Genomic DNA, 19,094 nt, shown 5'->3' on the forward strand with positions numbered 1-19,094 from the left:
CGATACGCCGGTGCGGTCGATGACCGTTGCCGGTTTTCGGGAGCATGTGCCTCAACGCGCCCTGGGAAATTCCGCACGGGGCGCTGTAGACCGGAGGCATGTGCAAATGGGCTTGAGACGGCAAGGATGCCTGACGGCGGTAACGCCCTTTAAGTACCGATGGGGAAGGATGCGCTCTTTGCGCGCAATAGGCAAGCTAATTCCATAGCCCTTGACGCGTATGTGACCGGCGCGGCTACATTCTTTATCTCACCAGAGCAGACAACAAAAAAGGCCGGGGCAATATTGCACCGACCTTCCTCATATCGCCATTAACACCAGTGCCAGTACATCCGTGGTCAAAAGTCTAAAGCGACGGAAACAACTGCGAACGACATATTTTGCGCTCACCAGCAGTTGCTGTATGAACTTTCTAGAAGAGCAATGTGGCCAAAACAAGTCCGCATTTCCATTACATGTTTTATTTGTCGCGACCCTTAGCGAATCGGGTCGCGGTTTGGCAATTCGTGCCGGTGCGTCGCGCTGTTATGAGCGGGCTGTCCGGAACAATCCTACTTCTTCTTGCCATCCGCAGTTGTGGAGTTTGCGAACTTGACCTGCGTGCCGGCAGCTGGTGCCGCAGCCGGAGCCTTCGTCTTGTCCTTCTTCGGTTTGCGGACTTCTTTGTTGCTGCGTACTTGACCCTTGGCCATGGTGTCCTCCTGGTATTGAACAGATATTGGATATTGTGTGGTCCGGGGCATGATCGCGCGCCGCAGGCAGGCTGCGGGGCGGTTTCATCGTCAGGGGAAAGGCAGTCCGTTAAGCGGAAGTTTCCCGAAGGGAAGGGTCGGTTTGGAGAGGCGGATACGCCCTGCGTAGAAGGTTCTCCGCACCATGTCGGGCTGGAGGCCAAAATCAGGAAACGCCGCAAAGCCGGAGGATGCGCCGCGATCCTGATCCAGGCGCATTGCTGTTTCTTCGGCGGCACTGAGAAGCAGGCGAAGCGATGCGTTTTCCCGGTAACCCAAACCGCCAGTGCGGACGAGGTTCCGTGAAAGGCTTGATGAATAAAAGTCGGAAGACATCTCGTCCTCCTTTCGTTTGGGGGCGAGGACACTCTGCCCTCAAACACCAGCACTCTTCAGCGGATTGCTGACAGGCGAAGCGTGCGCCTGTTGCGTATCAGGTTCAAGAAGTTTTTCGGAAAGACGACGTCAAAAAGTGCAACCGGGTTATTTCTTGCCGGATGACTTTTTGGTGCGGGTGGGTGGAGGGGCGGCGATTGCCGCCTCCTGAGCTTCGCGAAGTTGGCGAAGCCGTTCCGTCTTCTTGGCGCGCTGGTCGGATTCGGCGGTTATGATCTGTTTCGCCGCCTTGTCCGTTATGGATGCCTTGTCCTGCGAGGACAGCTTTCCGGGTTTGAAAACAGCCTCTTTAGTCGCGGTCATGGCATTCTCCTTTGCGGAGCGAATTGACAGTTATCGAGCGCGGGCAACCTTTTTGGGAGCAGGAAGCAATCCCTCGCGCTGCAATTTTTTCTTCGCCATCTTGCGGTGGCGGCGTACAGCTTCGGCTTCTTCGCGGATACGCTTTTCCGACGGCTTTTCGTAAGATTCCCGTGCGCGCATCTCACGGAAGATACCCTCGCGCTGCATCCTCTTTTTCAAGACGCGGAGGGCTTGCTCTACATTGTTATCCCTGACGAGTACCTGCAACTTATCTCCTTAACGCAGCCATCGCTGCTATTTTTTGATTCTGATCGTATTCGAATTGATCCAGCTCGATCCCGCAACGCGCGAAGACGAGCCTTCGATTTCCACGGGCCGCGATGAAGACGCAGCCACATCGATTTCATCGAGCGCTATATTACGTTCGAAGTTCTCGTGCTGGAAACGCACCCTGTAGCGAACCGCACCTTGTTGTGTCTCTGGCAGAGCCGTTACGACCCGGCCTGGACCTTTGGGCTGGTTGGCCCCAAGTACGCCCGCCTTCAGAAAGATAGCATCGCCGGAACGATAAGGATTTTTGCGCATGAGAGCCTCCCCATGGCCAAAAAAACAAAAGGCCGGGATTTAACCCGACCTCTCACAATCACTCAGCGCCACTGCTGGTACATGCGTAGCCAGCGGGGCCGATGACAAATCAAGCTGCGCGAAGGTTGTCAGCGGAGCTCTTGCCGGACTTGCGGTCCTGCACGATGTCGTAGGTGATCTTCTGGCCGTCGTTCAGCGAACGCAGACCTGCGCGCTCAACAGCCGAAATGTGAACGAAAACGTCCGTGCCGCCGTTGTCAGGCTGAATGAAGCCGAAGCCCTTGGTGGCGTTGAACCACTTTACAGTACCAGTGTTCATAACGATTTCCTTTCGTAGTAATCGTTGTTGGTTTCCGCGATACCTTGCGGAATTAGATCGATTATTTGAGAGGAAATCCGACGGGAACGTAGAGTCCCAGGAGCGACGTCACAAGCAATTGTCGATTTGCCGAATATAGCCTCAATTTTTGATTTTGCAATGGGCCGATGCGGAAAAATGCGCCATCTGGCGATTGCACTTGTCGGTTCCGATGTCTCTTCCTGCGTCAGCGGCGCGATTTCGGTTTTTTCTCTTCCCTGTTCATATCACGCCCCACCCATTTGAAAAAAAGGATCAGGCTGGTGCCGATGATGATGAGCGGAATGAAGGATTCGAAACTGGACATGATTAACTCTTTCTTCCCCCGATCGTCGTTTTACCGGTATGGAGGAAGCGCGTAATCTGCAGAATGTTATCCGTTCTTTTTTGGCAATTGCGGCCTGCGGACCGACGTTGAAAGCACCGCAGGCCGAAAATATCTAGATGGGCAGGGATTTCACCGCCGCTGCACCACCCTCTCGGGCGCTTTTCAATGCGGCTACGCCGCAGAGCACGGACATGGCGCCGGCGCGCGAACCCGCCCGCTGCCGCAGCCGGTCGTTCGAACCGGGCTTGAAGATCATGTCGCGCATGCGATTGTCGCCGCCATAATGGCCGCCCGGCTCATGCGGCACCCAGATACGCTCGACACCGCCACCGAAACTTTTTACCAGCAGGATTTCGTCGGCTGGGGGCTCAGTCCACGGCTGCTTTTCATATTGGCGCATCTCGATGCGTCCTTTATGGCCGTTAAACGCGATGTGGTGTCCCTCGATCGGCATATAGGTATTGAGCGAATAGGAGACCTGCACGCCGTTCGCATAGCGAATCGAGGCACTCATCGTGTCGGGGATGTCGATCTCCTCGCGAAAGACGCAGGCGTCACGCATATAGCCATCCACAGTCGACGGGTCCTCGTAAAGCGCGTCCAGGAACGGGTCGGCCCCGAGATCCATGAAATAATCGCACTCGTCCTTGTGCGGACAGGTACGACAGCGCGTTCCGCGGAACGGTCCGTTCTTGCCATAATGCAGCAATTGCCCAAAGCCCTTCACTTCCACCGGGTCGGAATCGAGATACCAGTTCAGAAGATCGAAGTGGTGTGTGGCCTTGTGGACGAACAGGCTGCCTGAATGTTCGGTGAAAGCGTGCCAGCGGCGGAAATAATCCGCACCGTGCTGGTTATCGAGATACCAGTGGAAATCTACCGAGGTAACGGTGCCGATCGCGCCGTCGTCGATCAGCTCCTTGATGCGTGCCGCCGTCGGTGAAAAGCGATAATTGAAGGAAACGTCGACACGGCGGCCGCTTTTGGCCTCCGCCGCGCGGATGCGGTCAATCTTTTCCGGGGTGGTGGTCATGGGTTTTTCGCTGATGACATCGGCACCGCCCTCGAGCGCGCGGATAATGATGTCGTCGTGAGTATCGTCGGGCGTGCAGACGATTACCAGTTCCGGGCGTTGCTCGGCCATCATCCGGTCGAAGTCGTCGTAAAGCGGAGCCGCCGACCCCATCATGGCGCGGGCCCGTTCTGCGCGCATCAGGTTCAGGTCGCAAATGCCGACCAGTTCGACATAGTCGCTCCACCCGGCCAGAAGTTCGCGCCCCCACATGGTGGTGCCACGATTGCCGGTGCCGACCAGTGCATAACGTTTGCGTTTCACCCTTTCAGGCATTTCCTTACTCCCGAACCCAATCAACAAACGGTTTTAAAACGCTCGACGACGGTGGACAGAACCTCGTCCACCGGGCGTGCCTGCCAACGATGCGAAAAAATCTCGACTTCCTGCGGACCGGAAAAGCCGGCGGCCTCGATCATGGCGCGAAATGCCTTCAGGTCAATCACGCCATCGCCCATCATGCCGCGATCGTTGAGCGGATCGGTGGTCGGCACCAGCCAGTCGCAGATATGGTGTGCCAGTATCTGCCCGTTTCGCCCGGCGCGCGCCACCTGTTCCTCCAGCTCCGGGTCCCACCAGACGTGATACACGTCGATGGCCACACCGGTTCCGGCACCCAGCCGGTCGCAGAGGTCGAGCGACTGTTTCAGAGTGTTGAAGCAGGCGCGGTCGGCGGCATAAAAGGGGTGCAACGGTTCAATGGCGAGCGGCACGCCGGCTGCCCTCGCATAGGGAAGAAGTTCGGCCATGCCGTCCTCCACCATCTGCCGTGCACCTTTCAAGTCTCGAGAACCGGCGGGCAGGCCGCCCACGACAAGCACCAGGCAATCTGCCTTCATGGCGGCGGCTTCGTCCACGGCGCGTTTATTGTCCTCAATGGCGCGGCTGCGGCCTTCTGCATCGGGGGCGGGGAAAAAGCCGCCCCGGCAATGGCCGCTGAGACGAAGGCCGTTCTGCTCGACAATGCGTGCTGCTTCAGCAAGGCCTGCAGCGTGAACCTGCTCGCGCCAAGGAGAGATGGTGGTGATGCCATGCGCAAGGCATGCATCCACGATTGCCCCGAAGGAACTCCCCTGCCGCACGGTGGCAAAATTTATTGAAAGGCCCTCAACGCCCATAACGGTACTCCTCCCTTTTGCGAAGGCCTCCAGCCACCTTCGCTCTCGCGCTTAACCAATGCCTCTGACAGCCAGAAACTGCTTCATGCGATGCGTCGCCACATCCGGTTCGGCAAGCACATTGGCCTTGTCCGCTAGCCGGAAAAGCTCGGCGAAATGCCGCGTGGAGCGGGCGCTTTCCTGCCCGCCAACCATGGTGAAATGGTCCTGCAAGCCGTTGAGATAGGCGAGAAACACCACGCCGGTTTTGTAAAAGCGGGTCGGCGCCTTGAAGATATGGCGCGAAAGCGCCACCGTTGGCTCCAGAATGTCGAAGAATTCATTATCCGCACCGCGCTTCAGGCTGGCGAGCGCCTTGGATGCCGCCGGAGCAATGGCATCGAAAATGCCGAGCAACGCGTCCGAATGACCTTTTTCGTCACCGGCGATCAGTTCGGCATAATTGAAGTCGTCGCCGGTATACATGCGAACACCAGCGGGCAGGCGGCGGCGCATGACGATTTCCTTTTCCTTGGATAGAAGCGAAATCTTGATGCCGTCGATCTTGTCTGCATTCTCCTCGATCATGGCAAGGCAGGTGTCCATCGCCGCCATATGGTCGCGGGCACCCCAGTAGCCCTCAAGCGCAGGATCGAACATTTCTCCCAGCCAGTGGATAACCACCTTGTTCTCGGCACGGGAAAGAACCCTGGCATAGGCCTCGAGATAATCGTCCGGGGAGCGGGCGGCAGCGGTGAGCGCCCGGCTTGCCATCAGGATCACGCGCCCGCCTTCTCCCTGAACAAAATCAAGCTGTTCCAGGTAGGAGTCGATAATCTGCTTCAAGTCATATACGCCGCCGTCAAGATGATCCGTGCCGACGCCGCAGGCGATCAGCGCGTCCTTGCGGGTGGCCGCTTCCTTCAGCGAACGGGAGATCAGTTCCTGCGCCTGCGGCCACGCCAGTCCCATGCCGCGCTGGGCCGTATCCATGGCCTCCGCAACACCCAGGCCGAGGTCCCAAAGGCGGTGACGGGAGCGCAGGGTAGCGTCCCAGTCGATGGCGGGCGTCAACCATGGATCGTTGTCAGCGAGGGGATCGGCCACCACATGGGCGGCAGCGAAGGCGACTCGATTGAAATCCGCCGCATTTCGTTTCTCGATGGCGACCGGCGCGCCTGATAGCCTGTAGACCTCGATGCTGCGGTCGTCCTTTGGAAGCTTGAGTTCGCTCACTGTCGCCTCCTCAGGAAAGTGCGGGAACGTCGAGCCAGCGGCGTTCCTTCCATGATCTCAGCCCCAGTTCGGCCAATTGCACGCCCTTCACGCCCTCCATCAGCCCATAGGGCCATGGGTCGTTGTCGACGAGGTGACGCACGAACATTTCCCACTGCGCCTTGAAACCGTTGTCATAAGTGACGTTGTCAGGCACTTCCTGCCAGGTCTTGTAGAAATCGATGGTCTGGGGCTGGTCAGGGTTCCACACCGGTTTCGGCGTATTGGTGCGGTGCTGGGTCCAGCATTTGGTGAGACCCGCCACGGCCGAACCATGCGTGCCATCAACCTGAAACGTGACGAGATCGTCGCGGCGCACACGCACCGCCCAGGAAGAGTTGATATGGGCGATGGCGCCGCCTTCCAACTCGAAGGTGGCGTAGGCGGCATCGTCGGCATCCGCTGCATAGGCGTGGCCCTGTTCGTCGAAACGCTCGGGGATATGGGTGGCGCCGAGGCAACTTACGGATTTCACCGGTCCGAATAGATTATCGAGCACATAACGCCAGTGGCACAGCATATCGAGGATGATACCGCCGCCATCCTTCAGGCGGTAATTCCACGAAGGACGCTGCGCCGGCTGCCAATCGCCTTCGAAAACCCAATAGCCGAACTCGCCGCGCACCGAGAGGATCTTGCCGAAAAAGCCGCTGTCACGCAGCATCGCCAGCTTGCGAAGGCCGGGCAGGAACAGCTTGTCCTGCACCACGCCGTGTTTGATACCGGCGCTTTCGGCCAGTCTGGCAATTTCCAGCGCCTCTGCCACGCTGTCGGAAATCGGCTTTTCGCAATAGACGTTCTTGCCCGCCTTGATGGCTTTTTCGAGCAGGCTGCCACGCATCTGCGTCGTGCCGGCGTCGAAGAAAAGCGTGTCATCCGGGTTCGCAAGGGCGGCGTCGATGTCGGTCGTCCAGCGCGCGACATTGTGCTTTTTAGCGATTTCCTCGATTTTCGCACCGTTTCGGCCGACCAGAATGGGGTCGAGCATGACCTTTTCGCCGCTCTTCAAAACCACGCCGCCCTGATCGCGAATGGCGAGAACGGAGCGCACGAGGTGCTGGTTGTAACCCATGCGGCCGGTGATGCCGTGCATGATGACGCCGATACGTTTCATGAATTTCCTCCCAAGGCGGCCTTTTCCCGAAAGCCGCTTCCGTCAAACATGGCAATTTGTAACCATTTGGTTATTTGTGATCGTGAAGGATGCGATCTGTCAAGGTGTTTTTGGCAGGAAATTCACATGCACTTGCGGCGGCAGAAATCACGGGTTTGTGCCGCGCCGCAAAAGGAAAAGACGCGCTTCGCGGATGCGAATGGCGCGTCGTCGCTGTTGTTAAAGGGAAATTCGGTTTTTACGGCTCAGACCGGCCGCACCGCAGCAAGCAGGGTATCTACGATATGCTGGCCCCAGCGTTCAAGTTCGGCGGGGTCGGTCAGGTCGCGCTGGAAGATCGTCGACAGCGTGAATCGGTTCGAAAGATAAAAGGCGCCGAGCGAGGCGATCGTCAGATAGACGTCGATCGGATCGAGACCGTCACGGAATTCGCCAGTGTCGCGGCCGCGCCGCAGCACGTCCTCAAGCTCGGAAATGAAGTTCGAATGCATCGCCGCAATCGTAGCGGATTGCCTGAGATATCGGGCTTTATTGAGGTTTTCTGTTGCGAGAATGCTCAGAAATTCCGGGTGATCCAGAAAATAATGCCAGGTGAAAAGCGCAAGTTCCCGCAAGCCTTCCGAAGGCGCCTTGCGGGTCAGGTCCAGCCGCCGTTCGGTGTGGCGGATGTGGCGATAGGCGTCCTCCAGAACGGCGAGATAAAGCGCGTCCTTGTCGCCAAAATAATGGTAGATCATCCGCTTGTTGGTGCCGGCACGCCGCGCCACGACATCGATTCTCGCGCCCGCCAAGCCCTTCGCGGCCACCTCGCGGCGGGCGGCTTCAAGAATGGCGGCGCGTGTTCTCTCCGGGTTTCGCACCTGTGCCGCCCCGCGTTTGCGCTTGGGGGCAGGCGTTTCCTCGACGGCCGGATCGGGCAGCTGGTTTTTCGTCGTTTCGTCCATCTTAGCACCCGCTTGACAATGTTGGCGATCGGTGTTCCCATGTAACCAATTAGTTATAAAACGGCAATAGTCGTTTACCCCCATCATCAATTTGGCAGTCAATTAGGGAGGAGTTGCCAATGCCCGTGATGCTTCACAGGAGAAGTGTGCTTTCAGCAGGGCTTGCGGCCCTTTCACTCGCAACATTGGGAGGTGGCTCGGCGCAGGCTCAGGCCGCGCGGCTGCGTATGTTGTGGTGGGGATCGCAGGAGCGTGCGGATCGCACCAACAAGGCGATCGCCGCATATAAGCAAATCAAGCCGGATCTCGATATTGCCGGGGAATTTGCCGGCTGGAGCGACTACTGGCCGCGCCTTGCCACGCAGGTGGCAGGCCGCAACGCGCCTGATCTGATCCAGATGGATTATCGCTACATCTTCGAATATGGCCGGCGCGGCGCCCTTGCTCCCCTTGATGACTATATCGGCAAGGGCCTGAAGATAGAAGATTTCGGCAAGATGAACATCGACTCCGGTCGGGTCGACGGCAAGCTTTACGGGGTTAATCTTGGCGTGAATTCCAGCGCTGTGTTCTTCGACAAGGCGGCCTGGGAAAAATCCGGCGCGACCCCGCCAGCGATCGGGCAGACCTGGGAAGAGTTTGCCGAAAACGCCGCCAAGCTCAGCAAGAACAAGCCCAAGCCCGGCTATTACGCCACGGCCGATGCCAGCGGCGTCGAGCCGAGCTTCGAGAACTGGCTGCGTCAGAACGGCAAATCACTCTACACACAGGATGGCGGTATCGGTTTTGATCCGACCGACGCGACCAAATGGTTCACCATGTGGGCGGATTTGCGCAAGAGCGGTGCATGCGTGCCGGCCGATATTCAGGCGCTCGACCAGTTGAATATTGAAACCAACGCGCTGACGACGGGCAAGGCGGCAACGGCATTTGCCCATTCCAACCAGTTTGTCGGTTATCAGGCACTCAACAAAGCCAAGCTGGCGATGACCTCCTATCCGAAAAGCAAGAAGGATGGCCCTTCCGGTCACTACCTGAAACCATCCATGCTCATCAGCGTCGCCAATGGCAGTGCCGGCATCGAGCAGGCGGTCGGTTTCATCAACTTTCTCGTTGCCGAACCACAGGGCGTCGATGTTCTGGGTGTGGAGCGCGGCGTTCCGGCATCGGAATCGATGCGTAACGCGCTGACCGCCAAGCTCGATGCCGTCAGCAAGAGCATGGTGGAATATATTGCCGAGATTACCCCCGGCGTTGGCGATCTGCCGCCGGCACCCCCTCCGGGTGCAGGCGAATTCGCCTTCGTCCTGAAACGTACAGCGGAAGAGATCGGCTTCGGCAAGATTTCGGCGGCTGAGGGTGGTGACCGGCTCGTCAAGGAATCCGAAACCGTCATTAAACGGAAGTGATGGCAGATGGCCTTTCGATCTGAAACTCTCGTGGAGGAGAGCCGTGGCGCGGCTCTCCCGAAGCGGGCAGGCGTGAAGCGGCTTTTGGACCGCAACGTTCACGCATACCTGTTTCTCCTGCCGTGGCTGATCGGTTTCTTCGGTCTCACCCTCGGGCCTGCGCTGGTGTCGCTTTATCTGTCCTTCACCAATTATGACCTGCTTCAATCCCCGGACTGGGTGGGGGCGGCCAATTATGTGCGCATCGCCACTGCCGACCCTAAATTCGCCGCCGCCATGCAGGTCACCTTTACCTATGTGCTGCTTTCGGTGCCGTTGAAGCTGATCTTTGCACTGCTGGTGGCGCTCGCCTTCAATCGCGGCATAAAGGGGCTCACGCTTTACCGGGCGATCTTCTATCTGCCGTCGCTGCTCGGTTCCAGCGTGGCGATCGCTGTTCTCTGGCGGCAGCTTTTCGCGTCAGATGGCCTCGTCAACATGGTCCTGTGGCAGGTTTTCGGTTATGAGGGGCCGAGTTGGATTTCCAATCCGGACTACTCGCTCTACACGCTGGTGATCCTGTCCGTCTGGCAGTTCGGCTCGCCAATGATCATCTTCCTCGCAGGGCTCCGGCAAATCCCGCAGGATATGTACGAGGCCGCCGATATCGACGGCGCGAGCAAGATGCGGCAGTTCTTCCGCATTACGCTGCCGCTGTTGACGCCGGTTATCTTCTTCAACGCCGTAATCCAGACGATCGATGCCTTCAAGGCCTTCACGCCCGCCTTCATCATTTCCGAAGGCACGGGCGGGCCGATCAACTCGACGCTGTTCTACACGCTCTATCTCTATCAGGAAGCCTTCGGTTTCTTCCGCATGGGATATGCCTCGGCGCTTGCCTGGATTCTTGTGATCATCATCGCGCTGTTCACGGCCTTCTCGTTCCTCAGCGCGAAATACTGGGTGCATTACGATGACTGACGCTGTTACCGCTCCCCGGCCGGGACAAGGCCCGCAACGCTCACCGCTAATGTCGGTTTTGCTGCATGCGGCGCTGATCCTTGCCTCCTTTGCGATGCTTTATCCGATCCTGTGGATGATTTCGGGTTCGTTCCGCCCGCAGGACGAGCTGTTCGGTTCCTCCTCGCTCATTCCTTCGTCGGTTGATTTCGGCGGCTATATTCGCGGCTGGACCGGGCTTCAGGTCAGTTTCGGGCAATTCTTCTGGAACTCGTTCTTCATCTCGGTGCTCGCCACCATCGGCAACGTCGTTGGCTGCTCACTTGCCGCCTTCGCTTTCGCCCGCCTGCGGTTCGGTGGGCGCAATTTCTGGTTCGCGCTGATGCTTGGCACCTTGATGCTGCCCTATCACGTGGTGCTCATCCCGCAATATATCCTGTTTCTGGAAATGGGCTGGGTGAATACGTCGCTGCCGCTGATCGTGCCGAAATATCTGGCAACCGACGCCTTCTTCATCTTCCTGATGGTGCAGTTCTTCCGGGGCATTCCGCGTGAGCTGGATGAGGCAGCGGTGATGGACGGTTGCTCGCCCTTCCGCATCTACTGGAAGATCATGCTGCCCCTCTCTCTGCCGGTTCTGGCAACGGCCGCGATCTTTTCCTTCATCTGGACCTGGGACGATTTCTTCGGTCCGTTGATCTATCTGAACGACATCAACACCTACACCGTGCAGCTCGGCCTCAGATCCTTCGTGGATTCCACCGGCAGCTCGGATTGGACGTCGCTTTTCGCCATGTCCAACCTGTCGCTGGTACCGGTCTTCCTGTTCTTCCTGTTCTTCCAGCGGCTGCTGATTGAAGGCATCGCTACCACCGGAATGAAACGCTGAACGGACGAAACGGGACCGAAAACGAATTGCAGAACATCAACACCGTCGCGGCTGCCTTGTCTGCGGCGCGACGGTCGGGAGAAACAGCATGGCAAGCAGCATTACTCTGGAAAAAATCGTCAAGCGGTTCGGCGCTTTTCCGGTCGTCCACGGCATCGATCTCAAGATCGAGCCGGGCGAGTTCACCGTTTTCGTCGGCCCCTCGGGCTGTGGCAAATCCACACTTCTGCGCATGATCGCCGGTCTGGAGGAAATCTCCGAGGGTGATCTTCGCATCGATGGCGAAAGGGTCAACGAAACAGCCGCTTCCAAGCGCGGTATCGCCATGGTGTTCCAGTCCTATGCGCTTTATCCGCATATGAGCGTTTACAAGAACCTCGCTTTCGGGCTGGAGACGGCGGGTTACAAGAAACCGGAAGTCGAGGCGCGGGTGCAGAAAGCTGCCGATATCCTGCAGATCGGTCCGTTGTTACAGCGCAAGCCGAAGGCGCTTTCTGGCGGCCAGCGCCAGCGTGTCGCCATCGGTCGGGCTATCGTCCGCGAGCCGAAAATCTTTCTGTTCGATGAACCCCTGTCCAACCTCGATGCGGAACTGCGCGTGCAGATGCGTGTCGAAATTGCCAAGCTGCACCAGACGCTCGGCAGCACCATGATCTATGTGACGCATGACCAGGTGGAGGCCATGACCATGGCCGACAAGATCGTGGTCCTGCGTGACGGCCGCATCATGCAGGTCGGCCGCCCGCTTGATCTTTACAACAATCCGGCCAACCAGTTTGTGGCGGGTTTCATCGGTTCGCCAAAGATGAACTTCCTTTCCGCGAAAGTGGCTTCAGGCGACAGCTCCAACCGTACCATCGAGGTCGCCGGCCAGCGCATTCTGCTCGAAAAGCCGGTCGCGGCTGAGGAAGGCGAGCCACTCACTTTCGGCATTCGTCCCGAACACGTAAACCCACAGGCGCAATCGGCCTCGCTTGGCGATGCGTCCATCCAGCTCGTTGAACATCTCGGCGGCTCGACGGTGGTTTATACCAGCACCCCAGATGGCCAGCCCGCTACCCTGCTGCTGGACGGCCAGCGCCATATCCGCATCGGCGAGACCATTCCCTTTGCGTTTGATCTGGCGAAGACGCATCTGTTCGGGGCGGATGGGCGGCGAATATAAGAGGAAAAACCGGGGGGAGGAACAGACCTTCCCTTATTCCTGTGCTTGTCACAGGAGTCCAGCTGACGCGTCTGCGCGGCGATGAAATCAATCAGCCCAAAGACTTGGGCTGGCTGGTTCCCTATAGGGGGTACAGGGATGAGGGCAGTGGGCGGTTGTGATGGATAGCGAATTTTAGTCCGCCGCGTCGGTTTTCGATAAAAAACAAGCGGTTCTAAGAGCGGGCGAGAATCTCGCTCAGCACCGCCGCATCTTCCGAGAACTGGGCGACGTTGTCACCTTTGACGAACTCCAGCATCGCATAAGCCGGTTCTATCCAGTCGCTTGCTGGCAAGGCATCAACGCAAGCCCGCCAATAGTCCGCGCGCTCGCCGAGCGGCAGGCGGCTGGCATCGGCGAGCCAAGCGAAGACGTGCAGGTGGCAGATGCGCGAGCCGAGCGCGGATATTTCCGCAAGGGCGTCATCCAGCGGTAGACCTGGGGCTGGCTGCCAGTAAAAGAACAGGTTAGGCATCGGCAAATCCTGCATGAGCTGCAAGGCCGAGGGCAGCGTGTCGGTCAGCGAATTGGGGTGATATTCGAGGCCGATTGTCATTCCGTAGTCGTCTGCCCGCCGGGCAAGTGCCGCCAACGCGTCGGTTGCCGCACGGCGTTCCTCTGGTGAATAATCCGCGGATGGGCGTTTGCGGCTGCCGGGCCAGATGCGGATATGGCCGGTGCCGAGCGCTTTCGCGGTTTCCAGAACTGCGGTCACATCCTCCGGCGCAAAATCCGGTGCGAAAATGTAGGATCCGTAGGAAGAGACGGTAAGACCGGCTTTCACCGTACGCGCCGCCACATCCCTTGCATTTTCTAAGTCGCCAGGTGGCACATGGATATCGGCACCCCATTCTATCGCCTTGATGCCATTTGCAACGGCAAGGTTAATCACGGCCTGCGGCGTCATGGACCTGAAGGTGACAGAGCAGAGGCCCGGCTCGAAAATTCTCATGCGATCAGTTCCAGATGTTCCGGACGTACCTGCTGTTGCAATGGTTCTGCGCGGCAGAAGCGTTCGATCTCGGCAATCGCCATGTCGCCGAGCCGGGCGCGTTCAAGGCCGACGGCGCCGGCGATATGCGGCGTCAGGAACACGTTCGGAAGGCTGTAGAAAGGTGACTCTGGTGACGGCACTTCCGGATCGGTCACGTCGATGACGGCCTCTATGCGTCCGGTTTTCAGTTCCGCCAGCAGGGCGTCTTCGTCCACTAGCGCGCCGCGGGCCGTGTTGATCAAGGTCGCTCCGTCCTTCATCAGGGCAAGCGCATCGGCGCCGATCATATGCCGGGTTTGCGGCAGGGATGGCGCGTGCAGGGAAATGACGTCGCTTACCGCCATAAGCTCGCGGAGCGATACGAGACGCACACCGAGCTTTTGTGCCTCCACCGCGCTTAAAAACGGGTCGAAAAGGATGAGATCGAGATCGAAGGGCTGCAGCAGATTGATGACCCGACGTCCGATGCGTGACGCCCCGACAATGCCGACGGTCAGGCCGAGATTGCCGATGACCTGCGACTGCAGGCGGTCGACGTTTCGCCGTGCGCGATCCTCTCCGTAGATGCGCCGGAAACCGAAGGTACGCTTGCCGGACAGCAGGATCATTGCCAGCGTAAACTCCGCGACCGGCTGCGCATTCGCCTCGGCCGCGCTGCACACCGTAACGTTTCGTTCGAAAACTGCCTGGGACAGGAAGTATTTCACCGTCCCGGCGGCATGTGAAATCAACCGAAGGTTCGGCATCATTGCCAGTTCCCGCATGTCGATCTCGGGACAACCCCAGCCAGTCAGAAGAATATCTGTTCTCTCCAACTGGGCAGTCACAGCTGGGTCGTGAAAATCGCAGACCGGCCGGGTATCGAGGATGTCGACGCTCTGCGACAGCTTTTCAAGCGCCTGTGGCGTCAGCACATGCTGCGTCCGCTCCGGGTCCATGGCAAGGCTGAGACGCGGACGCGGGCTCATCATTGCGGTTCTCCCGCCGCCGCCATGCTGCTTACCGGAACACCGCGCTCAACAAACAGGCGGTCAAGCGCTTCCCTGTCCGGAAGTGCGGGAACTGTCGCCAAAGCTGTTTCGCTTTCAGGTCCCGCCAGTCCCACAAAGACGGCGCAGGCGAGCAGGGTTTTGCCCGCTGGAATGTCGCCCCGCAATTGCGGCACCGTGGTTTTGGCATTGATGAGATTGGTATTGGGCAGCGCCTTCAACGCCACGCCCTGGCGGGATGCGCTGGAGCCGAGATCGATGATGGCGGATATGTCGGTGCCGCAATCGGCCGTTGCCCGGCCGCTGTCTTCGGTCACCGCATCGCGGTCGCCATCGTTGCGGTTTATCGCAAAGCCGCCTTCGGTGACCAAAAGTGGCCGCGCGGAAGTAATCCGGTGCAACCGGATATGCCACTCTCCCGCGGCAACCAGCGTCGTTTCGACCTCGACATCGGGGAATGGGTTCCAAGTCGCTCGAAGATTGGTGCCAGCCAAGAGCACAGTGCGGTTGGTTTCGCGCACCCGGTAGTGGTGGCCATCTTCGGAAAAGGCCAGCATATTGTCGAAACCATTGGTCTTGAAACCGCGCTCGTCCACTTCCACGCCGAAAGCGTAACGCGAGGAATAGGCGAATTTGGCGTATTTCTCCGGCCCGCCGCGCATGGACAGGTTTTCCTGCCCACTCGTCAGCGCCGTGACGTTGCTCTTACTGCGCATCATCACCATGCCGGGATGAACGAGCGGCCGTGGTTTTGTGGATGTGTCTGGCAGCTTTTCCTCCGCCTGCCAGAAGGGGTGGCTTTCCGGCAGGGCGAGCGGCAGGAAAGCCTTGAAGGCCCAATAGGGCGAACCCGCCGAATTATAGCTTTCCGACATGGTCAGTTGCGGATAGGCGTAACCGATGGAAAGCACGCCGTCGCGGTCGGCAATCGGCTTTCCCGCCCACCAGCGCAGATGTTTCAGATAAAGCCCCTTGATCTCCCCCCAGGGCATCGCTTCCTCATCCGCGAAGGCGAGGGCACCCCAGAAGCCGCCGCAGGCGAAACGGTAGGTCATGGAGCGGCCAAAGGCCAGCGCGCCACCATCCTCATCGAACCAGCTTGCGAAATCCCCGGCAAACAGGCGGGCACGTTCCCGGTAACGTTCGGCGTACGCATCATCCGGTTTGCTGATTTTCGCGTAGATCAGCCCGTAAAAATGCATGGCGAAGGCGATGTAGTGGTCGATGCGGCGATAGTTGCCGTCGCGATACCAGCCGTCGGCGATGTAAAATCCGTCCAGCTCTTTCAGATATGTTTCGGTGAGGCTCCGGTCGAATTCGATACCGAGATGATCGAGCGCCGCATCGACCATCACCCGGAAAAACTTCCAGTTATTGTCGGCATAGATGCGCTCCCGCGCCGCCAGGAGATAATGGCGCACATTCGCCTTTTGCGCTTCGGACAAGGGTTCCCACAGATGTTGCGGCGCAAGCCGAAGCGCAAAGCCGAGGGCGGCCAGTTCCACCAGCCGCTGATCCTTCTGCCGCACATCGCCCCAGTAATCGGCATGGGCGGGATCGGTGCCATTGGCGATGCCTCTGGCCAGAAGCGGCCAATGGGCGAAGGCATCGCCGCTGAGCGCAAGCGGCGCGATGCCCCAGAGTGGTCGCGCAAATCCTTCCAGATCGGCCGCTGCCCGGTCGAAATGCGCGGCGGTGCCGCTTAGCGTCACTCTTGCGCCGCTCTCTGAGAAATAGGGAAGCAGCGGTGCGAAACTGTCGTCCAATGCCCGTCTGACGTCGGCGCGGGTCTTGAGTGGATTGCCGTAAAGCGGATTGAAGCGGGTCATTGGATCATGGTTTGCTGGCTTATGCATCGCGCGCCGCCTTTCCCGTCTTTTTTGCTCGACCGTCGGTCTGTCCTTCCACAAGCTGTACACCCAGCTGAACCTGCCGGGCATTGGCCGATGGCTCCGCCAGCCGGCGGCGCATCAGCTCCACCGCCTCGCGGGCAATCTCGCGGCGGTCTACCCGGATTGTGCTGAGCCGGGGAGTGGAAAGTTCGGCGAAGGGCAGGTCGTCGAAGCCGATGATGGAAAGATCGTCCGGTACCCCGAGGCCAAGCTCTTGTGCTGCTCCCAGCGCGCCGAGCGCGATCGCATCGTTCATGCAGAAAATGCCGGTCAGATCAGGATTTCTGGCCAGCAGCTGACGAACCGCATCACCGGCCTGCCCGAAGCCGCTATCCGCCGTGGAAAGCAGAAACTCCTCATAGGTGGCACCCTCTTCCTCGATGATAACATGCCGAAAGCCCCGCATGCGCTCTCTTATAGTGTGACGGTGTTGCGGACCGATATAGGCGACCTTGCGGTGCCCCAGTTCCAGCAGCCGCCGCGCCGCCATCGCCCCGCCGTAAAAATTGGAGGGCGAGACGCAATCCAGCATCATCGAGGGATCGGCGCTATTGACGAGAACCGGTTGCAGCACACCCTGTGTGATGCGGTGGATGATCTCCTCTTCGGGGTCAAGACCAATGGCGAGAAGGCCATCGACCTCGCAGACCCGCTGTGTAAGGGCGTCGTCGATCTGCCTCTGGTGCAGCAGCCGGATATCGAGTTCGAAACCCTCTGTCTGCGCAAGGCTGCGCAGCATGTCGAAAATATCGTGATAAAAGGCGCCGATATCGCCGGTCGCTCGTTCGGCGGACATGAGGGCGAGGATTTTCTTGCCCTCCAGCGAGATGCCGCCGGTCTGGCTGGTGACTGGCCGCAGCGGATAACCAAGTTCCGCCGCCACGCCCAAAACCTTGGTCTGGATCGATGCGCTGATGCCTTTTTCCCCGGCGAGAACCCGTGAGACCGTGCTGATGGAAACCCCTGCACGCCGGGCGATATCCGACTGGCGCGGGCGGCTGATGTCGGGCGTATCGTTCATGTCTTCTCCTGCGCTTGCAAAAAATTCTATTATGATGCAAATATTGCAAATAATGAAAATTTGCAAGAATTTAAGTGATAAGTGAGAAATTTGCAAAACGCGGGAGGAGCAGATGCAAACTATCGATAGACGTGGATTTTTGGTGACGGCAGCACTGGCAGGTCTTGGCGCGGCGGCGGGCGGTTTCCGCGCGATGGCGGCCGAAACCCGGCTTCGTTGCGTATGGTGGGGTTCGGCTGACCGCAACAAGCGCACCAATGATGTGATTGCCCTCTACCAGAAGGCAGATCCACAAACGGTAATCAGCGGCGAGATGATCGCCGGTTCCGACTATTGGACCAAGCTTGCGACGTCCATGGCGGGACGTAACGTCGCCGATATCTTTCAGCTCGAGCCTTCCACCATTGCCGATTATTCCGGCCGTGGGGCCTGCATGGAACTTGACCAGTTTGTCGGCTCGTCGCTTGATCTTTCCAATTTCGGCAAAAGCGAAGTCGATCTTTGCCGCATCGACGGCAAGCTTTACGGCGTCGGTCTCGGGCTGAATTCGTTCTGCATGATGTATGATGCAGAGACGCTGAAGGAGGCCGGCGTCTCCGTGCCGAAGGAGCAGATCACCTGGAAGGCGCTGGCGGAACTGGCGCGCGATTTCAAGAAGAACGCTCCGGCGCGGCGCAATTATTGGGCGGTGCCCTATGGCGCCCGTTATCACTACGTCTTCGATGTCTGGCTGCGCCAGCGCGGCAAGCTCCTGTTCCAGGACGGCACCATCGGTTTCAACAAGGAAGATGCCAAGGAATGGTTCGCCTATTGGGAGGATCTGCGCGAGAACAAGCTTTGCGTCTCTGCCGATATCCAGACGCGCGATGACAATACCATCGAATCCAACGCGCTGACTCTTGGCAATTCCGCAATCGGCTTTGCCTATTCCAACCAGCTTGTCGGTTACCAGGCGCTCAACAAGAAGACCCTGTCCATTGGCATGCTGCCGGGCGAGGGGGCGGGAAAACCGACCGGGCATTATTACCGGCCGGGGCTTATCTGGTGCATTTCGTCCACCTCCACCACTCCGGAAGCTGCTGCGAAGTTCATCAACTTCTTCGTCAATGATCTGGAAGCGGGCAAGGTTCTCGGCGTCGAACGCGGCGTGCCGCCGGCGAAGAAGGTGCGCGAAGCTGTGTTGCCAAGCCTCAACGAGACCGAACGCAAGACGGTGGATTACATCGAGAGCCTGTCCGGCAAGCTCGATACCTATCCGGAGCCTGCCCCCATCGGCGCCAATGAGTTCGACCGTGGGGTAATGCGTCCGATTGCCGACTCACTCGCCTTTGGCCGCGCCACTGTGGATGAGGCAGCGCAGAATCTTGTCGATACCGGCACCCGCACGTTGCGCAAGCGCGGGTAAGGAAAAAGAGGCAGCGCATGCGGTATCGAAACCGCCTGCGCTGCCTCCATTCGCAATCATTCCTTGCGTGCCTGACTTTGAATATATCGACCCGACAAACAATGCTGGACAGCATAAAATATTTAAGCCAGAAATTCTGATCTAGATCG

General features: G+C 58.7%; 20 protein-coding genes. 5 read left to right on the forward strand and 15 right to left on the reverse strand.

Going from position 1 to position 19,094, the window contains the following annotated elements; translation table 11 throughout:
* Positions 1–551: 551 nt before the first annotated feature.
* From AC5SEO_RS03980 to AC5SEO_RS04030, 11 genes are all read right to left on the reverse strand, one after another.
* A complete protein-coding gene (locus tag AC5SEO_RS03980; protein ID WP_003517881.1) occupies positions 552–692 on the reverse strand; it encodes a hypothetical protein in 141 nt (46 codons plus the stop codon).
* A 90-nt stretch (positions 693–782) separates the two neighbouring features.
* Complete coding sequence (locus AC5SEO_RS03985) at positions 783–1,067, reverse strand: hypothetical protein (RefSeq protein WP_003517879.1); 285 nt, start codon at positions 1,065–1,067, stop codon at positions 783–785.
* 147 nt (positions 1,068–1,214) lie between these two features.
* Positions 1,215–1,430 (reverse strand): hypothetical protein, encoded by a 216-nt coding sequence (locus tag AC5SEO_RS03990; RefSeq protein ID WP_003517878.1) that lies wholly within the window; start codon positions 1,428–1,430, stop codon positions 1,215–1,217.
* 30 nt (positions 1,431–1,460) lie between these two features.
* A complete protein-coding gene (rpsU, locus tag AC5SEO_RS03995; RefSeq protein WP_003517876.1) occupies positions 1,461–1,697 on the reverse strand; it encodes a 30S ribosomal protein S21 in 237 nt (78 codons plus the stop codon).
* A 27-nt stretch (positions 1,698–1,724) separates the two neighbouring features.
* A complete protein-coding gene (locus tag AC5SEO_RS04000) occupies positions 1,725–2,015 on the reverse strand; it encodes a hypothetical protein (RefSeq protein WP_003517874.1) in 291 nt (96 codons plus the stop codon).
* Positions 2,016–2,124: 109 nt separating this feature from the next.
* Complete coding sequence (locus AC5SEO_RS04005; protein WP_003517872.1) at positions 2,125–2,334, reverse strand: cold-shock protein; 210 nt, start codon at positions 2,332–2,334, stop codon at positions 2,125–2,127.
* A 479-nt stretch (positions 2,335–2,813) separates the two neighbouring features.
* Complete coding sequence (locus AC5SEO_RS04010) at positions 2,814–4,049, reverse strand: Gfo/Idh/MocA family protein (RefSeq protein ID WP_025595955.1); 1,236 nt, start codon at positions 4,047–4,049, stop codon at positions 2,814–2,816.
* Between the two features lie 20 nt (positions 4,050–4,069).
* Complete coding sequence (locus AC5SEO_RS04015) at positions 4,070–4,891, reverse strand: sugar phosphate isomerase/epimerase family protein (RefSeq protein WP_111804090.1); 822 nt, start codon at positions 4,889–4,891, stop codon at positions 4,070–4,072.
* A gap of 51 nt (positions 4,892–4,942) precedes the next feature.
* Positions 4,943–6,106, reverse strand: coding sequence for a dihydrodipicolinate synthase family protein (locus AC5SEO_RS04020; protein WP_495363733.1), 1,164 nt, complete (start codon positions 6,104–6,106; stop codon positions 4,943–4,945).
* A gap of 10 nt (positions 6,107–6,116) precedes the next feature.
* Positions 6,117–7,259, reverse strand: coding sequence for a Gfo/Idh/MocA family protein (locus AC5SEO_RS04025; RefSeq protein WP_320187708.1), 1,143 nt, complete (start codon positions 7,257–7,259; stop codon positions 6,117–6,119).
* A gap of 245 nt (positions 7,260–7,504) precedes the next feature.
* Entirely contained in the window at positions 7,505–8,203 is a 699-nt protein-coding gene (locus tag AC5SEO_RS04030; RefSeq protein WP_003517856.1) for a TetR/AcrR family transcriptional regulator, read from the reverse strand.
* 119 nt (positions 8,204–8,322) lie between these two features.
* Between AC5SEO_RS04030 and AC5SEO_RS04035 the strand changes: the two genes are divergently transcribed.
* The 4 genes from AC5SEO_RS04035 (at position 8,323) to AC5SEO_RS04050 (ending at position 12,605) form a co-directional block, all read left to right on the forward strand.
* A complete protein-coding gene (locus AC5SEO_RS04035) occupies positions 8,323–9,612 on the forward strand; it encodes an ABC transporter substrate-binding protein (protein ID WP_013761393.1) in 1,290 nt (429 codons plus the stop codon).
* Between the two features lie 6 nt (positions 9,613–9,618).
* Positions 9,619–10,572 (forward strand): carbohydrate ABC transporter permease, encoded by a 954-nt coding sequence (locus AC5SEO_RS04040; protein ID WP_003517854.1) that lies wholly within the window; start codon positions 9,619–9,621, stop codon positions 10,570–10,572.
* Positions 10,565–11,440 carry a carbohydrate ABC transporter permease gene (locus AC5SEO_RS04045; protein ID WP_013761392.1) on the forward strand — a complete coding sequence of 292 codons (876 nt, stop codon included), beginning with the start codon at positions 10,565–10,567 and terminating at the stop codon, positions 11,438–11,440. Before AC5SEO_RS04040 ends, AC5SEO_RS04045 begins: the two co-directional genes overlap by 8 nt.
* Positions 11,441–11,528: 88 nt before the next feature.
* Positions 11,529–12,605, forward strand: coding sequence for an ABC transporter ATP-binding protein (locus AC5SEO_RS04050; RefSeq protein ID WP_003517850.1), 1,077 nt, complete (start codon positions 11,529–11,531; stop codon positions 12,603–12,605).
* Positions 12,606–12,819: 214 nt separating this feature from the next.
* Here AC5SEO_RS04050 and AC5SEO_RS04055 read toward each other — a convergent pair whose 3' ends face one another.
* Genes AC5SEO_RS04055 through AC5SEO_RS04070 form a run of 4 tightly spaced genes read right to left on the reverse strand, consistent with a single transcriptional unit; the run spans position 12,820 to position 17,540 of the window.
* Positions 12,820–13,596, reverse strand: coding sequence for a sugar phosphate isomerase/epimerase family protein (locus tag AC5SEO_RS04055; RefSeq protein WP_038493790.1), 777 nt, complete (start codon positions 13,594–13,596; stop codon positions 12,820–12,822).
* Positions 13,593–14,609, reverse strand: a complete 1,017-nt coding sequence (locus AC5SEO_RS04060; protein WP_038493786.1) for a hydroxyacid dehydrogenase — start codon at positions 14,607–14,609, stop codon at positions 13,593–13,595. The genes AC5SEO_RS04055 and AC5SEO_RS04060 overlap by 4 nt, the downstream gene beginning before the upstream one ends.
* Positions 14,606–16,483: a DUF2264 domain-containing protein gene (locus tag AC5SEO_RS04065; RefSeq protein ID WP_019566452.1), complete on the reverse strand. Its 1,878-nt coding sequence runs from the start codon at positions 16,481–16,483 to the stop codon at positions 14,606–14,608. Before AC5SEO_RS04065 ends, AC5SEO_RS04060 begins: the two co-directional genes overlap by 4 nt.
* Positions 16,476–17,540: a LacI family DNA-binding transcriptional regulator gene (locus AC5SEO_RS04070; protein WP_495363734.1), complete on the reverse strand. Its 1,065-nt coding sequence runs from the start codon at positions 17,538–17,540 to the stop codon at positions 16,476–16,478. The genes AC5SEO_RS04065 and AC5SEO_RS04070 overlap by 8 nt, the downstream gene beginning before the upstream one ends.
* 112 nt (positions 17,541–17,652) lie before the next feature.
* On the opposite strand from AC5SEO_RS04070, the gene AC5SEO_RS04075 reads away from it, so the two are divergent.
* Positions 17,653–18,945 (forward strand): ABC transporter substrate-binding protein, encoded by a 1,293-nt coding sequence (locus tag AC5SEO_RS04075; RefSeq protein ID WP_080850077.1) that lies wholly within the window; start codon positions 17,653–17,655, stop codon positions 18,943–18,945.
* The last annotated feature ends 149 nt before the right edge of the window (positions 18,946–19,094 follow it).

It is taken from the genome of Agrobacterium sp. K11, from assembly GCF_059429395.1.